The sequence below is a fragment of the Aquitalea sp. S1-19 genome, from assembly GCF_024343515.1.
In genome coordinates, this window is the sequence record NZ_RJTZ01000016.1 from 23,856 (window position 1) to 42,634 (window position 18,779).

The 18,779-nt window shown below is 57.0% G+C and carries 19 protein-coding genes, 1 tRNA gene and 1 riboswitch; of the genes, 4 read left to right on the forward strand and 16 right to left on the reverse strand.

Annotated features, from left to right (window positions below):
- Nucleotides 1–173: 173 nt before the first annotated feature.
- On the forward strand, nucleotides 174–362 hold the full coding sequence (locus EGI20_RS04160) for a hypothetical protein (RefSeq protein ID WP_235930096.1): 189 nt from the start codon (nucleotides 174–176) through the stop codon (nucleotides 360–362).
- Between the two features lie 109 nt (nucleotides 363–471).
- On the opposite strand, the gene EGI20_RS04165 is transcribed toward EGI20_RS04160, so the two are convergent.
- The 3 genes from EGI20_RS04165 to ygfZ all read right to left on the reverse strand — a co-directional run bounded on the left by EGI20_RS04165 (nucleotide 472) and on the right by ygfZ (nucleotide 3,729).
- Nucleotides 472–2,142, reverse strand: a complete 1,671-nt coding sequence (locus EGI20_RS04165; RefSeq protein ID WP_498629879.1) for a cyclic-di-GMP receptor FimW-related protein — start codon at nucleotides 2,140–2,142, stop codon at nucleotides 472–474.
- Nucleotides 2,143–2,304: 162 nt separating this feature from the next.
- A complete protein-coding gene (locus EGI20_RS04170; protein ID WP_498629881.1) occupies nucleotides 2,305–2,610 on the reverse strand; it encodes an H-NS histone family protein in 306 nt (101 codons plus the stop codon).
- Between the two features lie 93 nt (nucleotides 2,611–2,703).
- Nucleotides 2,704–3,729: a CAF17-like 4Fe-4S cluster assembly/insertion protein YgfZ gene (gene ygfZ, locus EGI20_RS04175; RefSeq protein ID WP_498629883.1), complete on the reverse strand. Its 1,026-nt coding sequence runs from the start codon at nucleotides 3,727–3,729 to the stop codon at nucleotides 2,704–2,706.
- 178 nt (nucleotides 3,730–3,907) lie between these two features.
- On the opposite strand from ygfZ, the gene EGI20_RS04180 reads away from it, so the two are divergent.
- The 3 genes from EGI20_RS04180 (at nucleotide 3,908) to EGI20_RS04190 (ending at nucleotide 5,435) form a co-directional block, all read left to right on the forward strand.
- Nucleotides 3,908–3,983 (forward strand) — tRNA-Asn (locus EGI20_RS04180).
- Nucleotides 3,984–4,191: 208 nt separating this feature from the next.
- Nucleotides 4,192–4,650: a large conductance mechanosensitive channel protein MscL gene (gene mscL / locus EGI20_RS04185; RefSeq protein ID WP_124736553.1), complete on the forward strand. Its 459-nt coding sequence runs from the start codon at nucleotides 4,192–4,194 to the stop codon at nucleotides 4,648–4,650.
- Nucleotides 4,651–4,702: 52 nt separating this feature from the next.
- Nucleotides 4,703–4,876: riboswitch (yybP-ykoY riboswitch) on the forward strand.
- A 4-nt stretch (nucleotides 4,877–4,880) separates the two neighbouring features.
- Nucleotides 4,881–5,435, forward strand: a complete 555-nt coding sequence (locus tag EGI20_RS04190; protein WP_124736554.1) for a TMEM165/GDT1 family protein — start codon at nucleotides 4,881–4,883, stop codon at nucleotides 5,433–5,435.
- Between the two features lie 74 nt (nucleotides 5,436–5,509).
- On the opposite strand, the gene EGI20_RS04195 is transcribed toward EGI20_RS04190, so the two are convergent.
- The 13 genes from EGI20_RS04195 to fliP all read right to left on the reverse strand — a co-directional run bounded on the left by EGI20_RS04195 (nucleotide 5,510) and on the right by fliP (nucleotide 18,713).
- The gene (locus EGI20_RS04195) at nucleotides 5,510–7,303 is read right to left on the reverse strand and encodes a methyl-accepting chemotaxis protein (protein ID WP_498629886.1); all 1,794 of its coding nucleotides are present in this window, start codon (nucleotides 7,301–7,303) and stop codon (nucleotides 5,510–5,512) included.
- 209 nt (nucleotides 7,304–7,512) lie between these two features.
- Nucleotides 7,513–10,029, reverse strand: coding sequence for a cation-translocating P-type ATPase (locus EGI20_RS04200; RefSeq protein WP_498629888.1), 2,517 nt, complete (start codon nucleotides 10,027–10,029; stop codon nucleotides 7,513–7,515).
- A 118-nt stretch (nucleotides 10,030–10,147) separates the two neighbouring features.
- Complete coding sequence (locus EGI20_RS04205) at nucleotides 10,148–10,405, reverse strand: acyl-CoA-binding protein (RefSeq protein ID WP_498629890.1); 258 nt, start codon at nucleotides 10,403–10,405, stop codon at nucleotides 10,148–10,150.
- Between the two features lie 99 nt (nucleotides 10,406–10,504).
- The gene (locus tag EGI20_RS04210; RefSeq protein ID WP_498629892.1) at nucleotides 10,505–11,200 is read right to left on the reverse strand and encodes an energy transducer TonB; all 696 of its coding nucleotides are present in this window, start codon (nucleotides 11,198–11,200) and stop codon (nucleotides 10,505–10,507) included.
- 6 nt (nucleotides 11,201–11,206) lie between these two features.
- Entirely contained in the window at nucleotides 11,207–11,968 is a 762-nt protein-coding gene (locus EGI20_RS04215) for a DsbC family protein (protein WP_498629894.1), read from the reverse strand.
- 24 nt (nucleotides 11,969–11,992) lie between these two features.
- Complete coding sequence (locus EGI20_RS04220) at nucleotides 11,993–13,147, reverse strand: UbiH/UbiF family hydroxylase (RefSeq protein WP_498629896.1); 1,155 nt, start codon at nucleotides 13,145–13,147, stop codon at nucleotides 11,993–11,995.
- Between the two features lies 1 nt (nucleotide 13,148).
- The gene (locus EGI20_RS04225; protein ID WP_498629898.1) at nucleotides 13,149–14,288 is read right to left on the reverse strand and encodes an FAD-dependent oxidoreductase; all 1,140 of its coding nucleotides are present in this window, start codon (nucleotides 14,286–14,288) and stop codon (nucleotides 13,149–13,151) included.
- A complete protein-coding gene (locus EGI20_RS04230; RefSeq protein ID WP_498629900.1) occupies nucleotides 14,285–15,580 on the reverse strand; it encodes an aminopeptidase P N-terminal domain-containing protein in 1,296 nt (431 codons plus the stop codon). The genes EGI20_RS04225 and EGI20_RS04230 overlap by 4 nt, the downstream gene beginning before the upstream one ends.
- Before the next feature lie 31 nt (nucleotides 15,581–15,611).
- Nucleotides 15,612–15,989 (reverse strand): VanZ family protein, encoded by a 378-nt coding sequence (locus tag EGI20_RS04235; RefSeq protein ID WP_498629902.1) that lies wholly within the window; start codon nucleotides 15,987–15,989, stop codon nucleotides 15,612–15,614.
- Nucleotides 15,990–16,058: 69 nt separating this feature from the next.
- Nucleotides 16,059–16,784, reverse strand: a complete 726-nt coding sequence (locus EGI20_RS04240; RefSeq protein WP_498629904.1) for a YebC/PmpR family DNA-binding transcriptional regulator — start codon at nucleotides 16,782–16,784, stop codon at nucleotides 16,059–16,061.
- Nucleotides 16,785–16,874: 90 nt separating this feature from the next.
- Complete coding sequence (gene fliR / locus EGI20_RS04245) at nucleotides 16,875–17,675, reverse strand: flagellar biosynthetic protein FliR (RefSeq protein WP_498629906.1); 801 nt, start codon at nucleotides 17,673–17,675, stop codon at nucleotides 16,875–16,877.
- Between the two features lie 6 nt (nucleotides 17,676–17,681).
- Nucleotides 17,682–17,951, reverse strand: coding sequence for a flagellar biosynthesis protein FliQ (fliQ, locus tag EGI20_RS04250; protein WP_498629908.1), 270 nt, complete (start codon nucleotides 17,949–17,951; stop codon nucleotides 17,682–17,684).
- Between the two features lie 15 nt (nucleotides 17,952–17,966).
- Nucleotides 17,967–18,713 carry a flagellar type III secretion system pore protein FliP gene (fliP, locus tag EGI20_RS04255; RefSeq protein WP_498629910.1) on the reverse strand — a complete coding sequence of 249 codons (747 nt, stop codon included), beginning with the start codon at nucleotides 18,711–18,713 and terminating at the stop codon, nucleotides 17,967–17,969.
- Nucleotides 18,714–18,779: the final 66 nt, after the last annotated feature.

The following is an 18,779-nucleotide window of genomic DNA, read 5'->3' on the forward strand; positions in this document are numbered from 1 at the left end:
CGACGCGCTTCCATTTTTTATAAATACTATCCTGCTTTACACAATTCAGGCCCGACTCTGGCCTTCTGCTATCGGTTGAATACCACACATTGACACTATTGGCAGTCACAGATAATCGGCAAATCCGGCATAAGCCGGATGGCAGGAAATCCGACAAGAAAGAAAATATTATTATGATGATGAAAATCAGCGAACTGAAAGCCGGCTTCCGGATCAGCGAACACAAAGATAATGGCGATATCCAGCACTTCGAAGTGGTAAATGTCCAGCCCGCTGGCCGCCGGGTCGAAGTAACCTTCCGCTCGCATAGCGGCATGGAGAGCGCGCTATACCCGGCTGATGCCTACCTCAGCGCATACTAATCAAATCAGAGGTCCAAATGAAATCTGCCTGCCATAAGGCAAGCAGATTTCCTGACCAAGCCGGCCCGACCTGCTCTATTCAGGGCGGCAATGTTTTCCGGTAAAAAACTTAAGGCAGCGCTTCAACCTGCCTGATCAACTCGATCTCGCATAAGCACCAGTCGCTTCCCCGCTCCTGCACTTTGCCCAGTGCCACCAAAAAATGCTTGCCACGCGCAGTCATATAAAACTGCTTTCCCAGCGAATACGAAGATATGGCAAGCACCATCGCATTTATCTTGCGCCCCTCACGAATACAAGGCACAAACAGAGCCGTCTCCCCGCCCAACCACATTCGCTCAGCCGGTAACTCGGGCATTCCCCCACCCTCCGGCCGGAGAGAAGCGGCAACCGGACGTTCTGACAGGATTTCTACCCCAAGATATATTTTTTCGGCGGTCGGCCGGTTGATCCGGCGCATGATACCCAGGCTCCATGAAGCCTCGCTTCCACTGCGAAAACCAAGTAAACCACCAATAGAAACCCACTCATTGCCTATAGTGGCCAGAGAAACGCCTAAGCCGCTTGTACTTTGATTGTCAACGAGACACTGTGGCAGGACTTCTTTCGCCTCTGCACCTTCCCGGCTAACCGATGCAGAAGGTCTGCTGCGGCTGGTAACAAAACCATAAATCCGGATCTCAGCCATCTCGTCGGAAGACGAAGCCGTTTCGCTGGCATGTTTTTTCTCGTCGGGTTCGCGTACCAGTTTATGCAACAAGGGCAGGCGGTAAGCGAGCTCCAGCATTTTCCCGGTGACCGGCAAACGCTCGGCACGCTCAAAACGATAAGGCTGTGATGCCCACTCACGCTGCAAATAGCGCAATAAAGCCGCATCCAGACCGGGTTCCCGCAGAGATTTAAGCACCTCCGGCATCCGGCTGCTATCGAGCATAATCAGCCAGGTATTGACCTGCTCAATCAGCGCAGAAGTTCCCCAGTAACGCATTGTCGGAACATTGGGTATAGAAGGACGGGCAGGCGGCAAGCCTACGGCAAGATTCACGCAAAAACTAAGCTCGCCCGTATTTTCGGCAACCAGACTGACATAACTGCTTAAGCGCTGTGCCAGCATATAGGCCATATTGATCTGCCGAGGCTGCAAATTTCCACTACCAAGCAAGGATACCAACAACAGCACCAGGTATTGATCCTGAACTGTCGTCCCAGTCTCTTGACCGAATAGCAAGACTGGCGCAATAGCCATGCCACGCGTCTCTGCCAGCCGGTATAGCTGATGCACATTTGTCCAGAACACCTTGTCCGGCGAGAAATGGCGAAAATACAGCCACAAAGCATGCTCTGCCTGATAATGCATCATGCACGCCATAGCCTCCGGCAATAATGCCCGAATGCCTTCATCGTCCTTCATCTCAATGACGAGAAAACGCTGATAAGCGGTACAAAACAGCTGGCTATAGCGCAACATCTGATTGCGCAGTTGTGACTCCATCACTTTGGGCATGCGGGCACTCATCAAATACTGAGTGCGCAACTGTGATTGCAAGGGCTGGGACAAACGGTTCAATACCAGCAGAGCCTCCAAGGTGTCGGCATCATGCTGGTGAGCCTGCCCAGCCTCATTGAAGCGCGCCAGTTCATCACACAATATTTCATGCGCAGCAGCACCATGCTCATCGAGTTGCTGCTGCAACCACTGTGCGGCATTTTTCCCATCGGAAAAGGGACCTGCCGGGTTTTTCTTGCCGGCACCAAAAGAAAGAAAATCAAGCCTGCTCATCACTATGTGCATCTCATTAGTATTGGCATGGTAGCTTTGGCCGCAACACAACCCGACCCTGAATGCTTTTCAAGTATACCCCGTCACACTCTTTGCAATAGAACATTCATCAGTAAAAAAGCCGCGAACAAATCGCGGCTTTTTCTGAACTCAAAGCACAGATCAGATAGCCAGATCTGCCAGCGTCTTTCCTGCTGCCAGCAACTCGACGACCCATACCGGCTTGCGGCCACGACCTGTCCAGGTCATATCAGGGTGGTCAGGATGGCAATATTTGGCCTCAACTGGCTTGCGTACGCTGACCGACTTGCTCAGTACTTCTTCGACACTTAGTCCATAAGTGCGGGCGATTTCTAGAATTTGCTTGCGTGCCTTGGACTTCTCTTCTTGCTCGCGCTTGGCAATCTCCGACTCAACATCGGATTTCAGCTGGAGAAGTTCAGGGTAAGACAGTGTTTCGATTTGCATGGTGAGCGCCTATTGTTTATTTGTAGCTTTTACAAGTTAGCTATTTTTACTTATTACGTCAACAATACTGACAGCCGGTTAGCTGCCATATATTTAAATAATATCAGGAACGACATAAGGCAAGGTCAAACAATGCAACAACGCTGAATTACGCCCAGCGCAAACCTTATTATCCCAAGCGGAGATCAGCATCACAACCAATGCCTCCTGCTTGCCACTTTCCAGCGTCGCAACAGCCGCCACTACCCCCAGCGAATGCTCAGCATCCCCTAGCGCAAACACCTCGTCCCCTACCAGTAATCCACCTTCATCGGCTTCAACCCGGTATAAACGGCGTTTGGTCTTGCCTAAATATTGCATGCGGGCAACGATTTCCTGCCCTGGATAACAGCCTTTACGAAAGTTGATCGCTGAAACAAGTTCCATATTAGCCATTTGCGGCACAAATGCCTCCTGAGTTGCCGCAACGACCCAGGCAAAACCGGATCGGACAAAGGCTAAATTAACGATATCATGCCCACCCAGTGCGCAATAAGACATTAGCTTTTGCCATTGCATCGAAACATCATCCGACTCAAGCACCAGCAAATAAGATGGAAACGGCAGGGTCACGACCACACCGCCATTCACAGCATGCAGCCTCATCTCATCAGAGCCGACAGAAAAACCGGCGCCAGCGAGCGCATCGGCAGCCAATGGGCCTGATAACAAAGCTGGCATGCAATCGGCCAGCTCAATACTCACCTTGGAGCGCATCACAAACATGCGCAGCCTTTTTATAATGGCAGCAGACAGATCCAGCGGCAGCAATAAGCGATATGCCCCCTTATCCTTCCACATCAGAAAATTGGCCAGCATTCTCCCTTTTGCCGTTGAGTAAGTCGTGAACTGTACATTCGCTCCATTCAACTCGCGCACATCATTCGACAGCTGCCCCTGCAGGAAGGCTTCGGCATCTTCACCGGATACATTCAACACGGCAAAATCAGCCAGCGGCGCAAACACAGCCCCTTGTGACAGCCCCTGCCAGGCGGCTGTCGTATCGGCCACCGCCAGCGTGCCCTCCTCGTTGAACACCGCACCATTTTGCGCCAGCCACTGTTTTACCATTGCGTTCATATCATTTACCGTGCTGTTGGCAAGCCCCCTCTTTATAGAGGCTCAATGACTGGTAATTTAGGACAAACTCGGAAATTTCAATCCGCCAAATGCATGCATCACGACAGTCCGGCCAAACAAATTCGCCCGTGGGGTTGACGCCAAAAAACGACCAAGGTATAGTTCGTGCCTCAGCAATTCCCTGATAGCTCAGTTGGTAGAGCGACGGACTGTTAATCCGCAGGTCGCAGGTTCGAGCCCTGCTCGGGGAGCCAGAATTAAAAAAAGCCGGACGATAAAACGTTCGGCTTTTTTCATGCCTGCACCAGACTTCCAGATCCACCCACAAACACAAGCCCCCCCTGCATATCCATTTACACCATGCACGCCTTGATGCAGCAAAAAAATAGCATGTAACAAAAAAATTGATTACCCTTAGTACTAAGATGTCATCTCCCCCCTGTATCATAAAGAGGTCGCGGCATGTCCATTTTGAAAGAGTTTCGTGATTTTGCCGTACGTGGCAATGTATTAGACCTTGCGATTGCAGTGGTTATTGGTGGCGCGTTCGGCACCATTGTTAAATCGCTAGTTGACGACATCATCATGCCGCCAATCGGCATCTTGCTGGGCAATATCGATTTTTCCAATTTGTTTCTCGTCCTCAAGCAAGGCAGCAAACTGGCAGGCCCTTATGTTTCGCTTGCTGCAGCCAAAGATGCCGGAGCCGTCACACTCAATGTCGGCCTGTTCATTAATGCAATGGTCAGCTTTACCATTGTCGCCTTTGCCATTTTTATGCTGGTCAAAGTCGTCAACCGCCTGAAACGTGAAGAAGTTCAGGCTGAAGCACCCGCAACCACGCAAGACTGCCCTTATTGCCTGAGCAGTATTCCTTTAAAAGCCAGTCGCTGCCCGCACTGCACGTCCCAACTGGGCTAAATCCGGACAACGGCAGCTTGATAGCACGATTAAATTGCTTTATCATGCGCCGACTCTGGGGGAGTAGCCTCGGTGCGGGACAGCACCGGTGCATGTCAACACACTTGGCTTAACAGCCATGGCATGTGCGACCTGAGAAGGTTTGGCAAGACCCATGACGTACCGCGCGCCCGTTCAGGGGCTGCCGCGCGGCTGCGTCATGGCTTGTCTGCAGCCCCTTAGGATCTCTCATGGAAGCTCTGTTTTTCTCCACCGGCATCGTGGCGCTTGCCGAAATCGGCGACAAGACCCAACTGCTGGCACTCTTGATCGCTGCCCGCTACAAAAAACCAATCCCCATTATTCTCGGTATTTTTGTTGCTACCATCCTCAACCATGCAGGTGCCGCCGCATTAGGCACATGGATTACCGGCTTCTTCGGGGCCGACACCTTGCGCTGGATACTGGGCGGCTCATTCATTGCCATGGCGGTCTGGATGCTGATTCCAGACAAACTGGATGACGACACCAAACTGCTGGATCGTTTTGGTGTATTCGGCGCAACACTCATCGCTTTCTTTCTCGCCGAAATGGGCGACAAAACCCAAATTGCCACCGTTGCGCTAAGCGCCCGCTATCACGACCTGTTTATGGTCGTTGTCGGAACGACGCTGGGCATGATGATAGCCAATGTCCCCGCTGTATTACTGGGTGAAGTGGCGGCGCGCAAGCTCCCCAAGCATATCGTCCACCGCGTAGCGGCCAGCCTGTTTGCCGTGCTTGGCATCGTCACACTGGCAATCTGATAAAAAGAGCGGCACTGCATCTTTGCATGTGCCGCTCTTTTTCAATACCCCGCAATCTTCGCCAGCGCCGTTTTCTACTTCAATAGCTGCTGCGGATCAAAACCCAGGCGCAACGCCCCCCAATGCCGCCCATTCAATTGCACAGGCAAGGCTATCTCGGACAAAATCTCACCGGTATCGCGCGCATAAGTTTGCAGCAACATCGATTGCGTATTGCGGGCAGAGCGAATACCAACCGGGTCATTGAATAAACGCTTATCGCGGCTATACAGCAAATCCCTGGCCGCATCGCCGGTTGGCGCTTTGGAATAAAACGAGTTATGCGTAGGCGCATAACCATTGCCATCTACCAGCACGCTATAGATCACGCCCTGATTGCTGCGCACGATCTGATCCAGCAACGGCTGTATATCCGCCTCGACAGCACCATCATATGAGGTATGGTATTTAGGGGGCGAAGAGCCAGCCACCGGCACATAATGGCTGTCACTCACATTCAAGCCCTGACTACGCCAGAGCTCCAGCATATCCTGCAAACGATTACGCAAGCCTTTACTCTGCTGGCTGATATGATCCAGCGCGCCCTCTCCCAAGACAAAACGCGACACCAGTTCCTGAATCTCCTCCGCCTCTCCCGACAACTGGCGGGACACATCGCTTGACTGTTTAAGCTGAGCACTGACCTGCTGGCTTAGCTCATTGACCACCTGCACATTCTGATTGACTTGCTGGTTGCTGACAGCAAAGCACTCCATGGTCGCGGCAATGCCGGATAAACCGCTGGCTGCACGCTCAAAATCGACAACCATCTTGCCGAAATGCTCCGATGCCTTACCTACTACAAGCAAGGCGGCCCCGGTATCCCGGCAGATCTGTCCGGTTTCGTCCTCGGTCTCACCGACCCGCTGCAGCATACCGTCGATATTGCCGGAAATTTCATCGGTTGCAAGCTTGACCTTTTCCGCCAGTTTGCGCACTTCATCTGCCACCACGGCAAAGCCGCGTCCGCTCTCTCCTGCACGAGCAGCTTCGATTGCCGCATTTAACGCCAGTAAATTGGTCTGATCGGAAACATCCTTAATCAGCCCGACAATATCCTTGATGCTGACCGAACGCTGACTCAGGTCAGTCACGGTCTGATTAAAACGCTCAACCTTGCTACTGATCGCCCCTATCGTTGCCGCAACGGCACATAACTCGGCGTAAGACTCGCGCGCAACCTGCAGGTTATCGCTGGTACTGGCCGAAATATGTTGCGTTTCGCCAGAAACCTGATGAATGCCATCCGATGTCTTTTCACTGACCGCTCTCACTTCGGCTGTCAGCGCATCCTGACGCTTGGCTACCGCCAGAGAGTCCGCCATATTGATACGGGAGCGCACCGAATCTATCGCGATATGTATCGTCTTTTGCTGCACCTTTCCGATGATTTCACGCATTTTCCGCAAAAACTGGTTATGCGCCTCGGACAGATCACGGATTTCGTCATAGGTCGACGCAGGGATTTCCCCGGAAAGATCACCCTCTCCTGCACCTATATCACGAAGAATATGGATGATCGTCTTGAGCGGCCGGACAATCAGATAACGCAGATACCAGACCATAAAGCCGATAAAAACAAAACATAAGCCCCAGAGTCCCAGCGACCACCACAAGGTCCACCCCAGAACGGCATTGATTTCCAGCATTGTCGCAGCAGGAATGCCGGCAGCAGAAAGCAACTGCCGGATATCTTCAAGTGCAAAGTAAACGTATACCACCAGACCGAGCTGCAGCAGGCTGATGAAGAAAAAACTACATAATTTTCGACCGAGGGAGAACCAGAATGTACGTTCTATCAAGGTATAAACCCGCCAAAAATATGCCATTTCTTCTCCCTTTTATTTTATTAAACCTATTGATTTAGCTAGCCATTCTATATAAAAGAAATGAGTACGGCATTATATTTTCACGGTCGTTCACCCATCTTCGCTGCCGGCACATCCACCACTCGCGCCCGGCAAAAACCGGCAGGCTATCTATCTGCAAAAACGCTTCACAACAACTAAAGGCAGGCACAGCACCACACGCTATGCACTTAGCCCCAGCGCCACTGCAACAAGAGCTTGACCGACTCGAAACCCCAAAACCCTGCCAAGCCTAATACGCATACGCCCAGCCAGCCGGCGAGCGAGGGCGCAACAAAACCAAAGGGACTGGCTAGCGCAGGAATCAGGCAGATGGCCAATAGCGCAGTCAAACTCGCCGACAATACCCAGTACGTCACCGGGCTAAGCCCGGCAAAAGCCTGCATCCACTGCGGCCCGGATGAGCGGCTGCTGAAAATCAGCACCGAATTGAGCAGCAGCAAAGCGGCAAACGCCAAGGTGCGCGCCTCGTCCACCGCCGTGGCTTGCGCGAGCAATACCCCATATAAAGCAATCACCATCAGCGTCGCCAAGCCCCCAAGACTCAGGCTCAGCACCAACTGGCGCGAAGACAGTAATGGATCGCCCTGACGGCGCGGCGCTTGCGCCATCAAATGCGGGCTGCCTTTGTCGGCTTCAAACACCACGGAACAGGCCGGGTCTATCACCAACTCCAAAAAAGCAATGTGCAAAGGCGCCAGCACCAGCGGCATGCCCAGCAACACCGGCACAATGGATAAGCCGATAATGGGGATATGCACGGCCAGGGTATAAATCATCGCCTGGCGTAAATTGCTGAAAATGCGCCGCCCGAGGCGAATGGCGCCAACAATGGCGGCAAAGTCGTCATCCAGCAACACAAGCGCAGCTGCCTCACGCGCCACATCGGTGCCGCGCTTGCCCATGGCAATGCCGATATGTGCCGCCTTGAGCGCCGGTGCATCATTAACCCCGTCCCCGGTCATGGCGACCAGCTCGCCTTGTGCCTGCAAAGCCTGAACCAGCAGCAGCTTTTGCTGCGGCGTCACCCGGGCAAATACATCGACTTCGGCAAGTTCGGCATGCAGACGCGCCGCCGGCAAAGCCTGCAATTCGCTGCCGGTCAGTATGCGCCCGGCGGGCAAGCCGGCCTGCAAGGCAATTGCGCGCGCGGTACGCGGATGGTCTCCCGTCATCATCAGCACACGGATACCCGCCTGATGGCATTGCGCGACCGCAACAGGCACTTCGGCGCGCAGCGGATCCGCCAGGCCGATCAGGCCGACAAATTCAAAATCGAAATCATGTTGCCCCGCCGGCCACGCCTGGCCATCGTAGCGGGCACATGCCACACCCAAAACCCGCAAGCCACGGTCAGCCAGTTGCGCCGCCTGCGCCAGCACCTTATCCAGCATGGCCGGCGGCAAATGGCACAGATCGGCAATCGCCTCGGGTGCGCCCTTGCTGGCGACGGTATCGGCACTGCACTCGCGGCTTTGCCACAGGTGCGACATCGCCATTAATTCGGGGGAGAGTTCATACTCGTGCGCCAGACGCCAATCGGGATGCAGATGCTCGGTGCCGGCCAGACAGGTATTGGCCAAGGCATGAAATGCCCGCTCCATCGGGTCGTGCGGCTCGGTTTCGCTTGCCAGGACGGCATACTCCAGCAAAGGATGAAAACTTTCCGGCAGATCGGCCAAGGCCGCGGCATCAGGCACATCCAGCCATTCATCGCCCACAACCAGCGCCGCCACGGCCATGCGGTTTTGCGTCAGCGTGCCGGTTTTATCCACGCACAAAACGGTCGCACAGCCCAGCGCCTCGATCGCGGACAGGCGTCGCGTCAGCACACGTGCCACCACCAGACGCCGCGCGCCCAAGGCCAGAAACACGATCATAATGACCGGAAACTCCTGCGGCAAAATCCCCATGGCCAGCGTAATCCCGGCCAGCAATCCTTCCAGATAGCCACCGCGCAGCCAGATAAACAGCAGCGTCAAGACCAGACACAGGCCCACGCCTATCAGCGCCAGGCGCCGGGTCAAAGCGGCAATTTCACCCTGCAAGGGCGAGCGCGAGGCGCTGTCTATACCTTGCAAGGACTTGCCGATACGGCCAAGTTCGGTAGCCGGCCCAGTGGCGTACACCTCGATGAGTGCCTGCCCCGAGCTTAATAAAGTGCCGGCAAAAACCTGCGCGTCGCTGCCCTGACCCGCCGCATGCTTGAATACGGTCAGCGATTCGCCGCTAAGCAAAGACTCGTCCAGTGCCAGTTCGTGCGACTCAAGAATGCGCGCATCAGCCGGCACGCGGTCACCCTCGCTTAACATCAACAAGTCGCCCGGCACGACTTCGCGCCCGGGAATGCGTAGCGGTACCCCGTCACGCAGCGCCAGTGCCCGCGGACTGGATAAATCGCGCAGTGCGGCCAGCGCGTGTTCGGTACGCCGCTCCTGCACCACGGTCACGGCAATAATCACGCAGACAAAGCCCAGCAGGATCAGCGCCTCATGCCGGTCGCCGGTCAGAAAATAGAGACCGCCTGCCGCCAAAAGCAGCAAGAACATAGGCTCGCAGGCAACTTCCCGCACGATATGCAACAAGGTCCGACGCTGGTCGGTAGCCAACTCGTTGTAGCCATAGCGCTGCAGCAAGGCTGCGGCCTTGGCCGAACTTAAACCGCGATCTGGCATGGGTGCAGGCATGGCGTCATCATCCGTAACTCAAGAACACCACAATAGCACCGCCTTCTTGAGCGTCAGGCAAGAAAAACCCGCCAGCCCCTTATCGGGGGTGGCGGGCAAGCGCACGCAGGCGTGACAATCAGGCCTTCAGTTCAGCGACCAGATCGATATATTTCTGCATGGCTTCGTCGGCGCTCAGGCCCTTGAATTTTTCCCATGCATCGAATTTGGCACGGGCAACAAAATCCATCATTCCCGGACGCTCGCCAGTTACGTCACCGCTCGTCGCTTGCTTGAACAAGGAATACAGCTGCAGCATGGCTGCGTTATCCGGGCGCTCGGCCAGGGAGGTAACGTCTTGCTGGGCTTGGGCGAACAGGGTCTGCAAATCGGACATGATAGTTCCTCGTAGTGTTTGCGCTCGTACTTGACGCAGTGGTTAGCAACAACAGCCGCTCTATGAAGGCTTGCTGCCATCTTACCCGAATCTTTGGCCTTACAGCATCTTATTAATGACAATACGCTTGTAGTGCCGCACCGCACGCCCTTGCTGCATACCCGGCTCAAAACGCGCCAGGGAAAATGCCGCGCGCGCGATATCGTCCAGCACCCCAGGCGGCTCGGAGCGCACAATATCCACCCCATCCACCTCGCCTCGCTCATTAACGTAAACCCTGATCTCGGCCTCGGCCATCTCTCCCGAGCCTGCGCCCTCTTCATCCGGTTCAGGCAGCAGGATTTCTTCCAGCGGCAAGGAAGGGCCATCCAGTAGACGGGCCGGCACATAAACATTCCAGCCCAGCATCTGGCTCTCATCCCCGGCTTGCGGCAAGAGGCCAAATACGGTGTCCGCTGGCGCTGCCATCTCCACATCAATCGGCAAGGCGGCAAGCTCAGGCAACGGGGCACTCACCATCTCGGCCGGGGCCGGCATCGGCATGGAGTTCGCCACCAATGCTGGGGCCTGCGAAATGGACGCTGATGACAGTACGGGCTTGGCCTCTGGCGCAGGCAAAGCAGGAATGGGCGCAAGCAAGGGCTTGGCAGGGCTGGCGACGGGAGCGAGCAAGCCGACCTGCAAGGGCCTGCCCACGGACGGAGGGGCAGGCGTGTACGCCAAAAGCAAAACGGCCAGATGCAGCAGCACCGACAAACCCAGTGCCAACGGCAATCCGGCCGTTTTCCAAGACATGGCGGCTTACTTCTTGGCCGACAGGCGTTTTTCGATTTCGGCGACAGGAATCGCGCCGGGCACCAGATCACCATTGGCGAAAATCAGCGCCGGCGTACCGGAAATGCCAAACTTTTCAGCAAGGGCAGCGACCTCGGCAAGCGGCGCGTCGCAATTGACCTTATCCGGCAAGGCCTTGCCTTCACGCATAAAACCAGCCCAGGTCTTGGCCGGGTTTTCGCTACACCAGATGGCGCGCGACTTGCGCTCGGCATCCGGATGCAATTGCGCCAGCGGCAGCAAGAAGGTGTAAACCGTTACATTATCCAGCTTGGCGATGCTCTCACGTTCCAGCTGTTTGCAAAACGGGCAATCCGGATCGGAGAACACCACCAGCTGGCGGCTGCCGTTGCCGCGCACATCCTTGATCGCCTTGTTCAGCGGCAATTTGCTGACATCAATGCTGACCTTGTTGAGCGTCTCCATACGCGCCTCGGTCAGGCTGTTGCGCGCCTTGGCATCAATCAGGTCACCGACCAGCAAGTAGTCGGCCTTAGCATCGCTATACACCACGCTATAGACATCGCGCCCGCGATTCTGTCCCTTGATCACCACCTCGAACAGATTCTTGACCGGGCTCTCGGCCACGCTGACTACTTCACGGTCGGGAAAGCGCGCCTTGAAGGCCTTTTTCACCGCATCGGGATTATCCGAAGCATTGGTGGCCGAACAAGCCAGCAAGGGAGTCAGCAAAGCCACGACAGGCAACAAGCGAAATACACGTTTCATTCAGTTCAACCTTATCAAACAGTATCAAAAACCGATGGCGCGACGGGCGAGTTCCCGTTTGACCAGCGGCAGTTTATGGGTCAGCGACAGCCCGGCATTACGCAGCCAGCCCAAGAGCGGCTTATCCAGCTGGTGAAACAGGGTAAACAGGCCATCGCAGGTGTGCTGCATGGTACGCACCGCCTCGCGCCGCGATCTTTCATAACGGCGCAGCGTCAGCCACTCTCCGGCATCACCGCCACCAGCCAATAGTTCGGCCAGTACCGCCGCATCCTGAAAGCCCAGGTTGACGCCCTGCCCGGCCAATGGATGCACGGTATGCGCCGCATCGCCCACCAGCGCAACCCGTGGGGCAATGACCGCTTCGGGCTGGATCAGGCGTAGCGGAAAAGCCGCCGCCGGCGCCAGCAATTCAAGCTTGCCCAAGGCATGGCCGCCAGCTGCGGCGACCAGCTCAGCAAGATCGTCCGGCGACAGTGCCAATAGCGCATCCGGGTCCGGGCTCGACCACACCATGGAAATGCGCGCGCCCGCCATCGGTAGCCACGCGAGAATGCTGGTGCCGTCAAACCACTGCCGAGCCACACCCTGATGCGGCTTTTCGCAGGCAAAATTGGCCACCACACCGCTTTGGCCATAGGGCTTGATGGCGGCCTTGATGGCACAGGCTTCGCGCACCCAGGAGTTGGCGCCATCGGCACCGACAATCAGCGCGGCACGGCGCGTGCTGCCATCATCCAGCTGCAAGCTGGCCTCGGACGCATTGCTATGCAAAGCCACAGGGCGCACGCCCGACACCACTTCAATTCCCGCCACTTCAAGCTCGCGCCACAAGGCGGCCAGCAGCCAGCGGTTTTCGGCAATCCAGGCCAAGGCCTCGGCGCCCGCATCGGAGGCGTGAAAGGCGATGCGGCCACCGGCATCTCCGCATACATCCATGGCGCTGATCGTGCCTATCCTGCTGCCATCCGGCCAGGCATTCAGACGCTCTAGAAAGACGCGATTGGCCGGGCTGACCGCATAAATGCGCGCATCCCAGCCCTGCTCCAGTGCCGAAAAGTCAGGCAACCGGCCCTCTATCAACACCACGCGCCGCCCGGCGCGCGTCAGCGCCAGGGCGCTGGCGGCCCCCACCAGACCACCACCGACAATGATCACATCACTGCGTTGTCCGCTCATTTCATACTCCGAAAACCAGATGGCCGGCAAAACGCCGGCGCAAAGGCGGGATGGCATCCAGCGTCATCATCCCGGCACCGCGCAGCGCGCCGGTCAAGGTGGACGAGCCGTCAAACAGCCGGATCAGGCCATGGGTAAAACCAACTACAGCGTGGCTGTCACGCTTGCGCGCGCAGGCATAAGCCGCCAACCCCGCCACTTCGCCCGGATCGGCTGCGCCTTTTAGACTGTCGGCCAGTTGCGCTGCATCGCGCAGCCCCAGATTCAGCCCCTGGGCGGCGACCGGGTGCATGGTTTGCGCCGCATTACCTATCATCACCACGCGACTCGCCGTGACCCGGTTCAACTGGCGCAGTGCCAGCGGAAACAGCGCACGCTCACCTACGCCGACAATCCGCCCTAGGCGTTCGCCAAACGCCTGCTGCAATTCGGCCGCCAGCACCTCAGGCGCAGCACTTTGCAGACGCAAAGCATCGTCGCTTGTGCGCGTCCACACCAGCATATAGCCGCCGGCATGCGGCAATAAGGCCAGCGGCCCCGCATCGGCAAAGCGCTCGAAAGCAACGCCGGCCGGCGCTTCTTCAAATTCAACCTGCGCCAAAAGCGCGCTTTGCACATAGTCGTGCACATGGCGACGGATGCCGGGCAGGGTTTCGGCCAAGCTGCCACCATCGGCCAGCACCAGCAGGCGCGCACTGAGTAGCTCGCCACTATCCAGCGTCACCGTGGCATAGCGCGCCAGCGTGTTGATTTTGCAGACCCGCGACTGCCAGCGCACCGTAACCCCGGCCTCTTCCAGCACCCCGGCCAGCGCGCAGGTCAATGCCGGATAATCGACCACCACGCCCAGATGCGGCAAGGCCAGATCATCGCGGCTGATGCGCGTGCGCCCCATGCGTCCCTGCTGCGAGACATGCACGGTATCAATCATCGACACCGGCACACTGTCTGGAAAAGCACCGACCTCGGCCAACAGCGCGCGACTGGCCCAGGACAGCGCCAGCGCCCGCGCATCGCGCACAGTCTCGCCAGCAGCGCGCGCTTCTATCATCAGCACGCGCCGCCCATCCCGTGCCAGACGCAAGGCGGCGAGTGCGCCCACCGGCCCGGCACCGACCACGATCACATCGGCGTGCGTCATAGCCTCTCCATCAGTGCTTCGATTTCGGCAATCTGCTTGGGCACGCTGTCGGTGTAAACCTCGTGCCCCTTGCGGGTGACCAGCACATCATCCTCGATGCGGATGCCGATATTGTGTAGCGCAAGCGGAATATCATCGGCCGCGCGGATATACAGCCCCGGCTCGACCGTGGTACACATGCCCTCTTCCAGCGTGCGCCATTGCCCGTCCAGCTTGCGCGCACCCACATCATGCACATCCAGCCCGATAAAGTGGCCGATGCCGTGCATGTAAAAGCGCCGGTAGGCACCGGACTCGATCACCCCGTCCACGCTACCCGTGAGCAAGCCCAGATCGATCAGCCCTTGCGCCAGCACCGCGAGTGCCGCATCGCCCGGCACATTCAGCCGCACACCGGGCCGGATGCTGGCAATGGCCGCAAGCTGGGCCGCAAGCACGATTTCGTAGACATCGCGCTGCGCACCGCTAAAGCGGCCATTGACCGGAAAGGTGCGCGTGATATCGCCGGCGTAAGCGGAGAACTCGCAACCGGCATCGATCAGCAGCAGCGCACCATCATCCAGCCGGCTGTGATTGCCGACGTAATGCAAGGTACAGGCATTGGCGCCAGCGGCGACGATGCTTTCATACGCCGGCTGTCGTGCGCCGTTGCGGCAGAAAACGGCCAGCAGCTCGGCCTCGACCTGATACTCGTATAGCCCGGGGCGCGTGGCACGCATCGCAGCGATATGCCCATCCGCGGAAATGCGCCCGGCGTGACGCAAGGCAGCGATTTCGAAGTCATCCTTGATCAGGCGCATTTCATCCAGCAAGGCCAAAATATCACCAAAACGGGCTGGCGGCATGTCAGCGCTGCGAGCGCGCGCACGCACAACCTCCAGCGCCTTCGCGATGCGCGCATCAAAGCCGGCCTGACGCCCCAAGGGCCAATACAAGCAGCTTTGTCCGGACAGAATATCGGGCAGGCGCTGATCCAGTTCGCTAATCGGATAGGCTTCGTCAAAGCCGAAGGCTTCGCACGCGGCAGAAGGCCCGTAACGGTGTCCGTTCCAGATTTCATTGGCCTCGTCTTTGTCGCGACAAAACAAAATGGTGCGCCCGGCGCGGCCATCCAGCACCAGCACCGCCTCCGGCTCGGTAAAGCCGGTCAGGTACAGAAAATGGCTATCAGGACGGTAAGGATAGGGATTGTCGGCATTGCGCAGCACTTCGGGCGCGGTCGGCAGCACCGCTACGCCCCCTTCCAGCCGCGCCATCAAAGTCGCACGCCGGCGTACATGATTCGAATACATGGTGCCCCCTGCAAATAGATTCAGGCCGGCGCTATTTTTTGCGCCGCAAAGATGACGAAAGTGTACACCGCAGCATGCGTACCGCCCATAGCGCCGTGGCCGAGCCCAGAATATCGGCGCCAGCATCCGCCAGCTCCGGCGAGCGGTCCGTGGTCAACATGCCCTGCAAGGTTTCCGACAGCACGGCCCACAAGGCCAGCATCAGCAATAAGCGCGGCCACGCCTGTTGCGGCAAGGCAAGGCGCAACAAGACCGCCTGTGTAGCAAACAGGGAAAAATGGCCGATCTTGTCGAAATACGGGATAAGCGAAGGCTCGGTGCCAGCGGGTTTAAGCAGCATATACAGGCTGAATCCCCACCACAGCAGACTCAGCAGCATAAACAGGTGCGTCATGCGAAGCGATGGCATGGCGGCCCTTCCGGATAAAGACAAGGCTTGCCCTCAGGCAAGCCTTGTCTTGGATCATGAGAAACCGGCTTAGTCTTCCAGCTCGGCCGAGGTGTAAACCTCCTGCACATCATCCAGATCTTCCAGCGCATCCAAAAGCTTCTGCATACGGATGGCGTCATCACCGGCAAGGACGGTTTCATTTTGCGGGCGCATGGTCACTTCGCCCATTTCCGACTTGAAGCCCTTGTCCAGCAGCGCCGCCTGGATGTCGGAGAACTCGTAAGGCGCGGTAATCACTTCGATCGAGCCGTCTTCGTTGCTGACCACATCGTCAGCACCGGCTTCCAGCGCCGCTTCCATCAGTGCGTCTTCATCGGTACCCGGCGCAAACAGCATATAGCCGCAGTGGGTGAACTGGAAGGCCACACAGCCATCGGTACCCATATTGCCGCCATACTTGGAGAAGGCATGGCGCACATCAGCCACGGTACGGGTCTTGTTGTCGGTCAGGCAATCCACCATCACCGCCGCACCGCCGATACCGTAACCTTCATAACGGCACTCTTCATAGTTCACACCATCAAGCGAACCCGTGCCGCGCTTGATCGCATTCTCGATATTGTCCTTGGGCATGGACTCGGACTTGGCCTTGTCCACCGCCAGACGCAAGCGCGGGTTGGTTGCCAGATCGCCGCCGCCCATTTTGGCGGCTACGGTGATTTCCTTGATCAGGCGGGTAAAGATCTTGCCGCGCCGGGCATCCTGCCTACCCTTGCGGTGCTGGATGTTTGCCCATTTGCTGTGACCTGCCATAGTTGCCTCGGTATGCGTAAATCCGGACGCAAGCCCCCGGATTGTGGTAACAAAAAATCCTGTAGATGCCGGATTCTAGCAAAAAGCCGCTTAGGGCGCAGCCACCGGCGCGGCTTGCAATAGGCTGCGCATCAGGCCGAAAGACTGCTGATAGATGGTTTCAATCGCCGGCACCATCAAGGGCACGGCCAGATACAGCGCGATAAAACCTATCATCAGCGTGAGCGGAAAGCCGAAGGCAAAGATGTTGAACTGCGGCGCTGCACGCGTCATCACGCCGATGGCAAGGTTGGTCACCAACAGCGCCGCCACCACCGGCAACGACAGCCACAAGCCCCAGCTAAAGATATGCCCGCCCCACACCGCCAGCGCCTGCAGACTGTCCGTTGGCAGCGCCTGCCCCACCGGCAGCGTATTAAAGCTGTCTATCAGCACCGACAGCACAATCTGCGGCCCGTTTAGCGCCAGATAAAGCAAGGTCACAAACATGGACAGTACCCGCGACAAGGCCGGCACCGAGGCCGAATGCTGCGGGTCGAAGAACATGGCAAAACCCAGACCCATCTGCGCACTGGCAATCATGCCTGCCATTTCCATCGCCGTCATCACGATGCGCATGACAAAGCCCAGCATAATGCCGATCAAAAGCTGGTTGAGCAAAATAGCCACACCCTCGGCCGAAACCAAGGGCACGGCAGGCATGGGGGGCAATAAGGGCGCAACCAGTACGGTCAGGATCAGGGCAAAACCGCCTTTGAAGCGGCGCGGAATACTGCGCGAGGAGAAGATGGGTTCGGACAGCATCAAGCCCAGAATGCGGGCAAACGGCCAGACAAAGAAGCTGACCAGCGCATTGATCTGCAGATCGGAAATAACGAGACTGGCCGCCATCTTGCCTTAACCGATCGCGCCGGGAATGCTTTGATACAGGCGAATGGTGAAGTCCATCATGGTATTCAGCATCCATGGTCCGGCCAAGAGCAGCACCAGAAACAGCGCCATCAGCTTGGGAATGAAGGTCAGGGTCATTTCATTGATCTGGGTGGCCGCCTGCAGGATGCTCACCAGCAAACCCACCAGCAAAGACACGCCCAATACGGGCGCCGAGACAATAATCAGGGTAAACAGCGCCTGCTGCACCAGATTGATGACCAGTTCCGGACTCATATCCTCTCCTTGCGCTTAACGCTGGGCAAAACTCTGTACCAGCGAACCCAATACCAGCGTCCAGCCGTCGACCAGAACGAACAACATGATTTTGAACGGCAAGGAAATAATCACCGGCGACACCATCATCATCCCCATCGCCATCAGGATACTGGCGACCACCAGATCGATAATCAAAAACGGGATAAAGATCATAAAACCGATCTGGAAAGCCGTCTTCAGCTCGCTGATCACATAAGCCGGCACCAGCGTCTTAAGGGAGATATCGGCCGGGCTCGCTGGTGCCGGCGAGCGCGACACCTCGATAAAGAAAGCCAGATCCTTTTCACGCGTCTGTGACAACATAAAGGCCTTCATCGGCCGGGCGGCCTCGTCGGCCGCCTGCATCATGCTGATCTTGTCGTCGGAAAACGGCACCCACGCCTTCTGGTACACCTGATCCAGCGTCGGCCCCATGATAAACAGGGTCAAAAATAAGGACAGCCCCACCAGAACCTGGTTGGGCGGCGACTGCATGGTGCCCAGTGCCTGCCTGAGCAGTGACAGCACGATGATGATGCGGGTAAACGAAGTCATCATCAGCGCCATGGCCGGGATAAACGACAGCCCGGTCATAAACAGCAGCATCTGCAAGGACAGGGAATAGTTCTGACCGCCACCGGGCGCGGGACTGCTGTTCATCATGGGCAGACCGGCTGCGTCGGCCAGAACAGGCACCAGCGCGAACAGACCGCCCAGCAGCAAAGAGGGGCTTTTCTTCATGACTTGGATTTGGCGAGTACGCTTTTGAACAGACGGGCAAAACTCTCGGGCAAGGGCGGCTGCGGC

Bases quoted from the DNA above. Each gene is read 5' to 3' on its own strand.
- EGI20_RS04210 (WP_498629892.1), bottom strand. From the start codon at position 11,200: ATGTCTTGGAAAACGGCCGGATTGCCGTTGGCACTGGGTTTGTCGGTG.
- EGI20_RS04230 (WP_498629900.1), bottom strand. From the start codon at position 15,580: ATGTATTCGAATCATGTACGCCGGCGTGCGACTTTGATGGCGCGGCTG.
- EGI20_RS04200 (WP_498629888.1), bottom strand. From the start codon at position 10,029: ATGCCTGCACCCATGCCAGATCGCGGTTTAAGTTCGGCCAAGGCCGCA.
- EGI20_RS04220 (WP_498629896.1), bottom strand. From the start codon at position 13,147: ATGAGCGGACAACGCAGTGATGTGATCATTGTCGGTGGTGGTCTGGTG.
- fliP (WP_498629910.1), bottom strand. From the start codon at position 18,713: ATGAAGAAAAGCCCCTCTTTGCTGCTGGGCGGTCTGTTCGCGCTGGTG.
- EGI20_RS04170 (WP_498629881.1), bottom strand. From the start codon at position 2,610: ATGCAAATCGAAACACTGTCTTACCCTGAACTTCTCCAGCTGAAATCC.
- fliR (WP_498629906.1), bottom strand. From the start codon at position 17,675: ATGGCGGCCAGTCTCGTTATTTCCGATCTGCAGATCAATGCGCTGGTC.
- EGI20_RS04190 (WP_124736554.1), top strand. From the start codon at position 4,881: ATGGAAGCTCTGTTTTTCTCCACCGGCATCGTGGCGCTTGCCGAAATC.
- EGI20_RS04235 (WP_498629902.1), bottom strand. From the start codon at position 15,989: ATGCCATCGCTTCGCATGACGCACCTGTTTATGCTGCTGAGTCTGCTG.
- EGI20_RS04195 (WP_498629886.1), bottom strand. From the start codon at position 7,303: ATGGCATATTTTTGGCGGGTTTATACCTTGATAGAACGTACATTCTGG.
- EGI20_RS04205 (WP_498629890.1), bottom strand. From the start codon at position 10,405: ATGTCCGATTTGCAGACCCTGTTCGCCCAAGCCCAGCAAGACGTTACC.
- EGI20_RS04240 (WP_498629904.1), bottom strand. From the start codon at position 16,784: ATGGCAGGTCACAGCAAATGGGCAAACATCCAGCACCGCAAGGGTAGG.
- EGI20_RS04225 (WP_498629898.1), bottom strand. From the start codon at position 14,288: ATGACGCACGCCGATGTGATCGTGGTCGGTGCCGGGCCGGTGGGCGCA.
- EGI20_RS04160 (WP_235930096.1), top strand. From the start codon at position 174: ATGATGATGAAAATCAGCGAACTGAAAGCCGGCTTCCGGATCAGCGAA.
- EGI20_RS04215 (WP_498629894.1), bottom strand. From the start codon at position 11,968: ATGAAACGTGTATTTCGCTTGTTGCCTGTCGTGGCTTTGCTGACTCCC.
- ygfZ (WP_498629883.1), bottom strand. From the start codon at position 3,729: ATGAACGCAATGGTAAAACAGTGGCTGGCGCAAAATGGTGCGGTGTTC.
- mscL (WP_124736553.1), top strand. From the start codon at position 4,192: ATGTCCATTTTGAAAGAGTTTCGTGATTTTGCCGTACGTGGCAATGTA.
- fliQ (WP_498629908.1), bottom strand. From the start codon at position 17,951: ATGAGTCCGGAACTGGTCATCAATCTGGTGCAGCAGGCGCTGTTTACC.
- EGI20_RS04165 (WP_498629879.1), bottom strand. From the start codon at position 2,142: ATGAGCAGGCTTGATTTTCTTTCTTTTGGTGCCGGCAAGAAAAACCCG.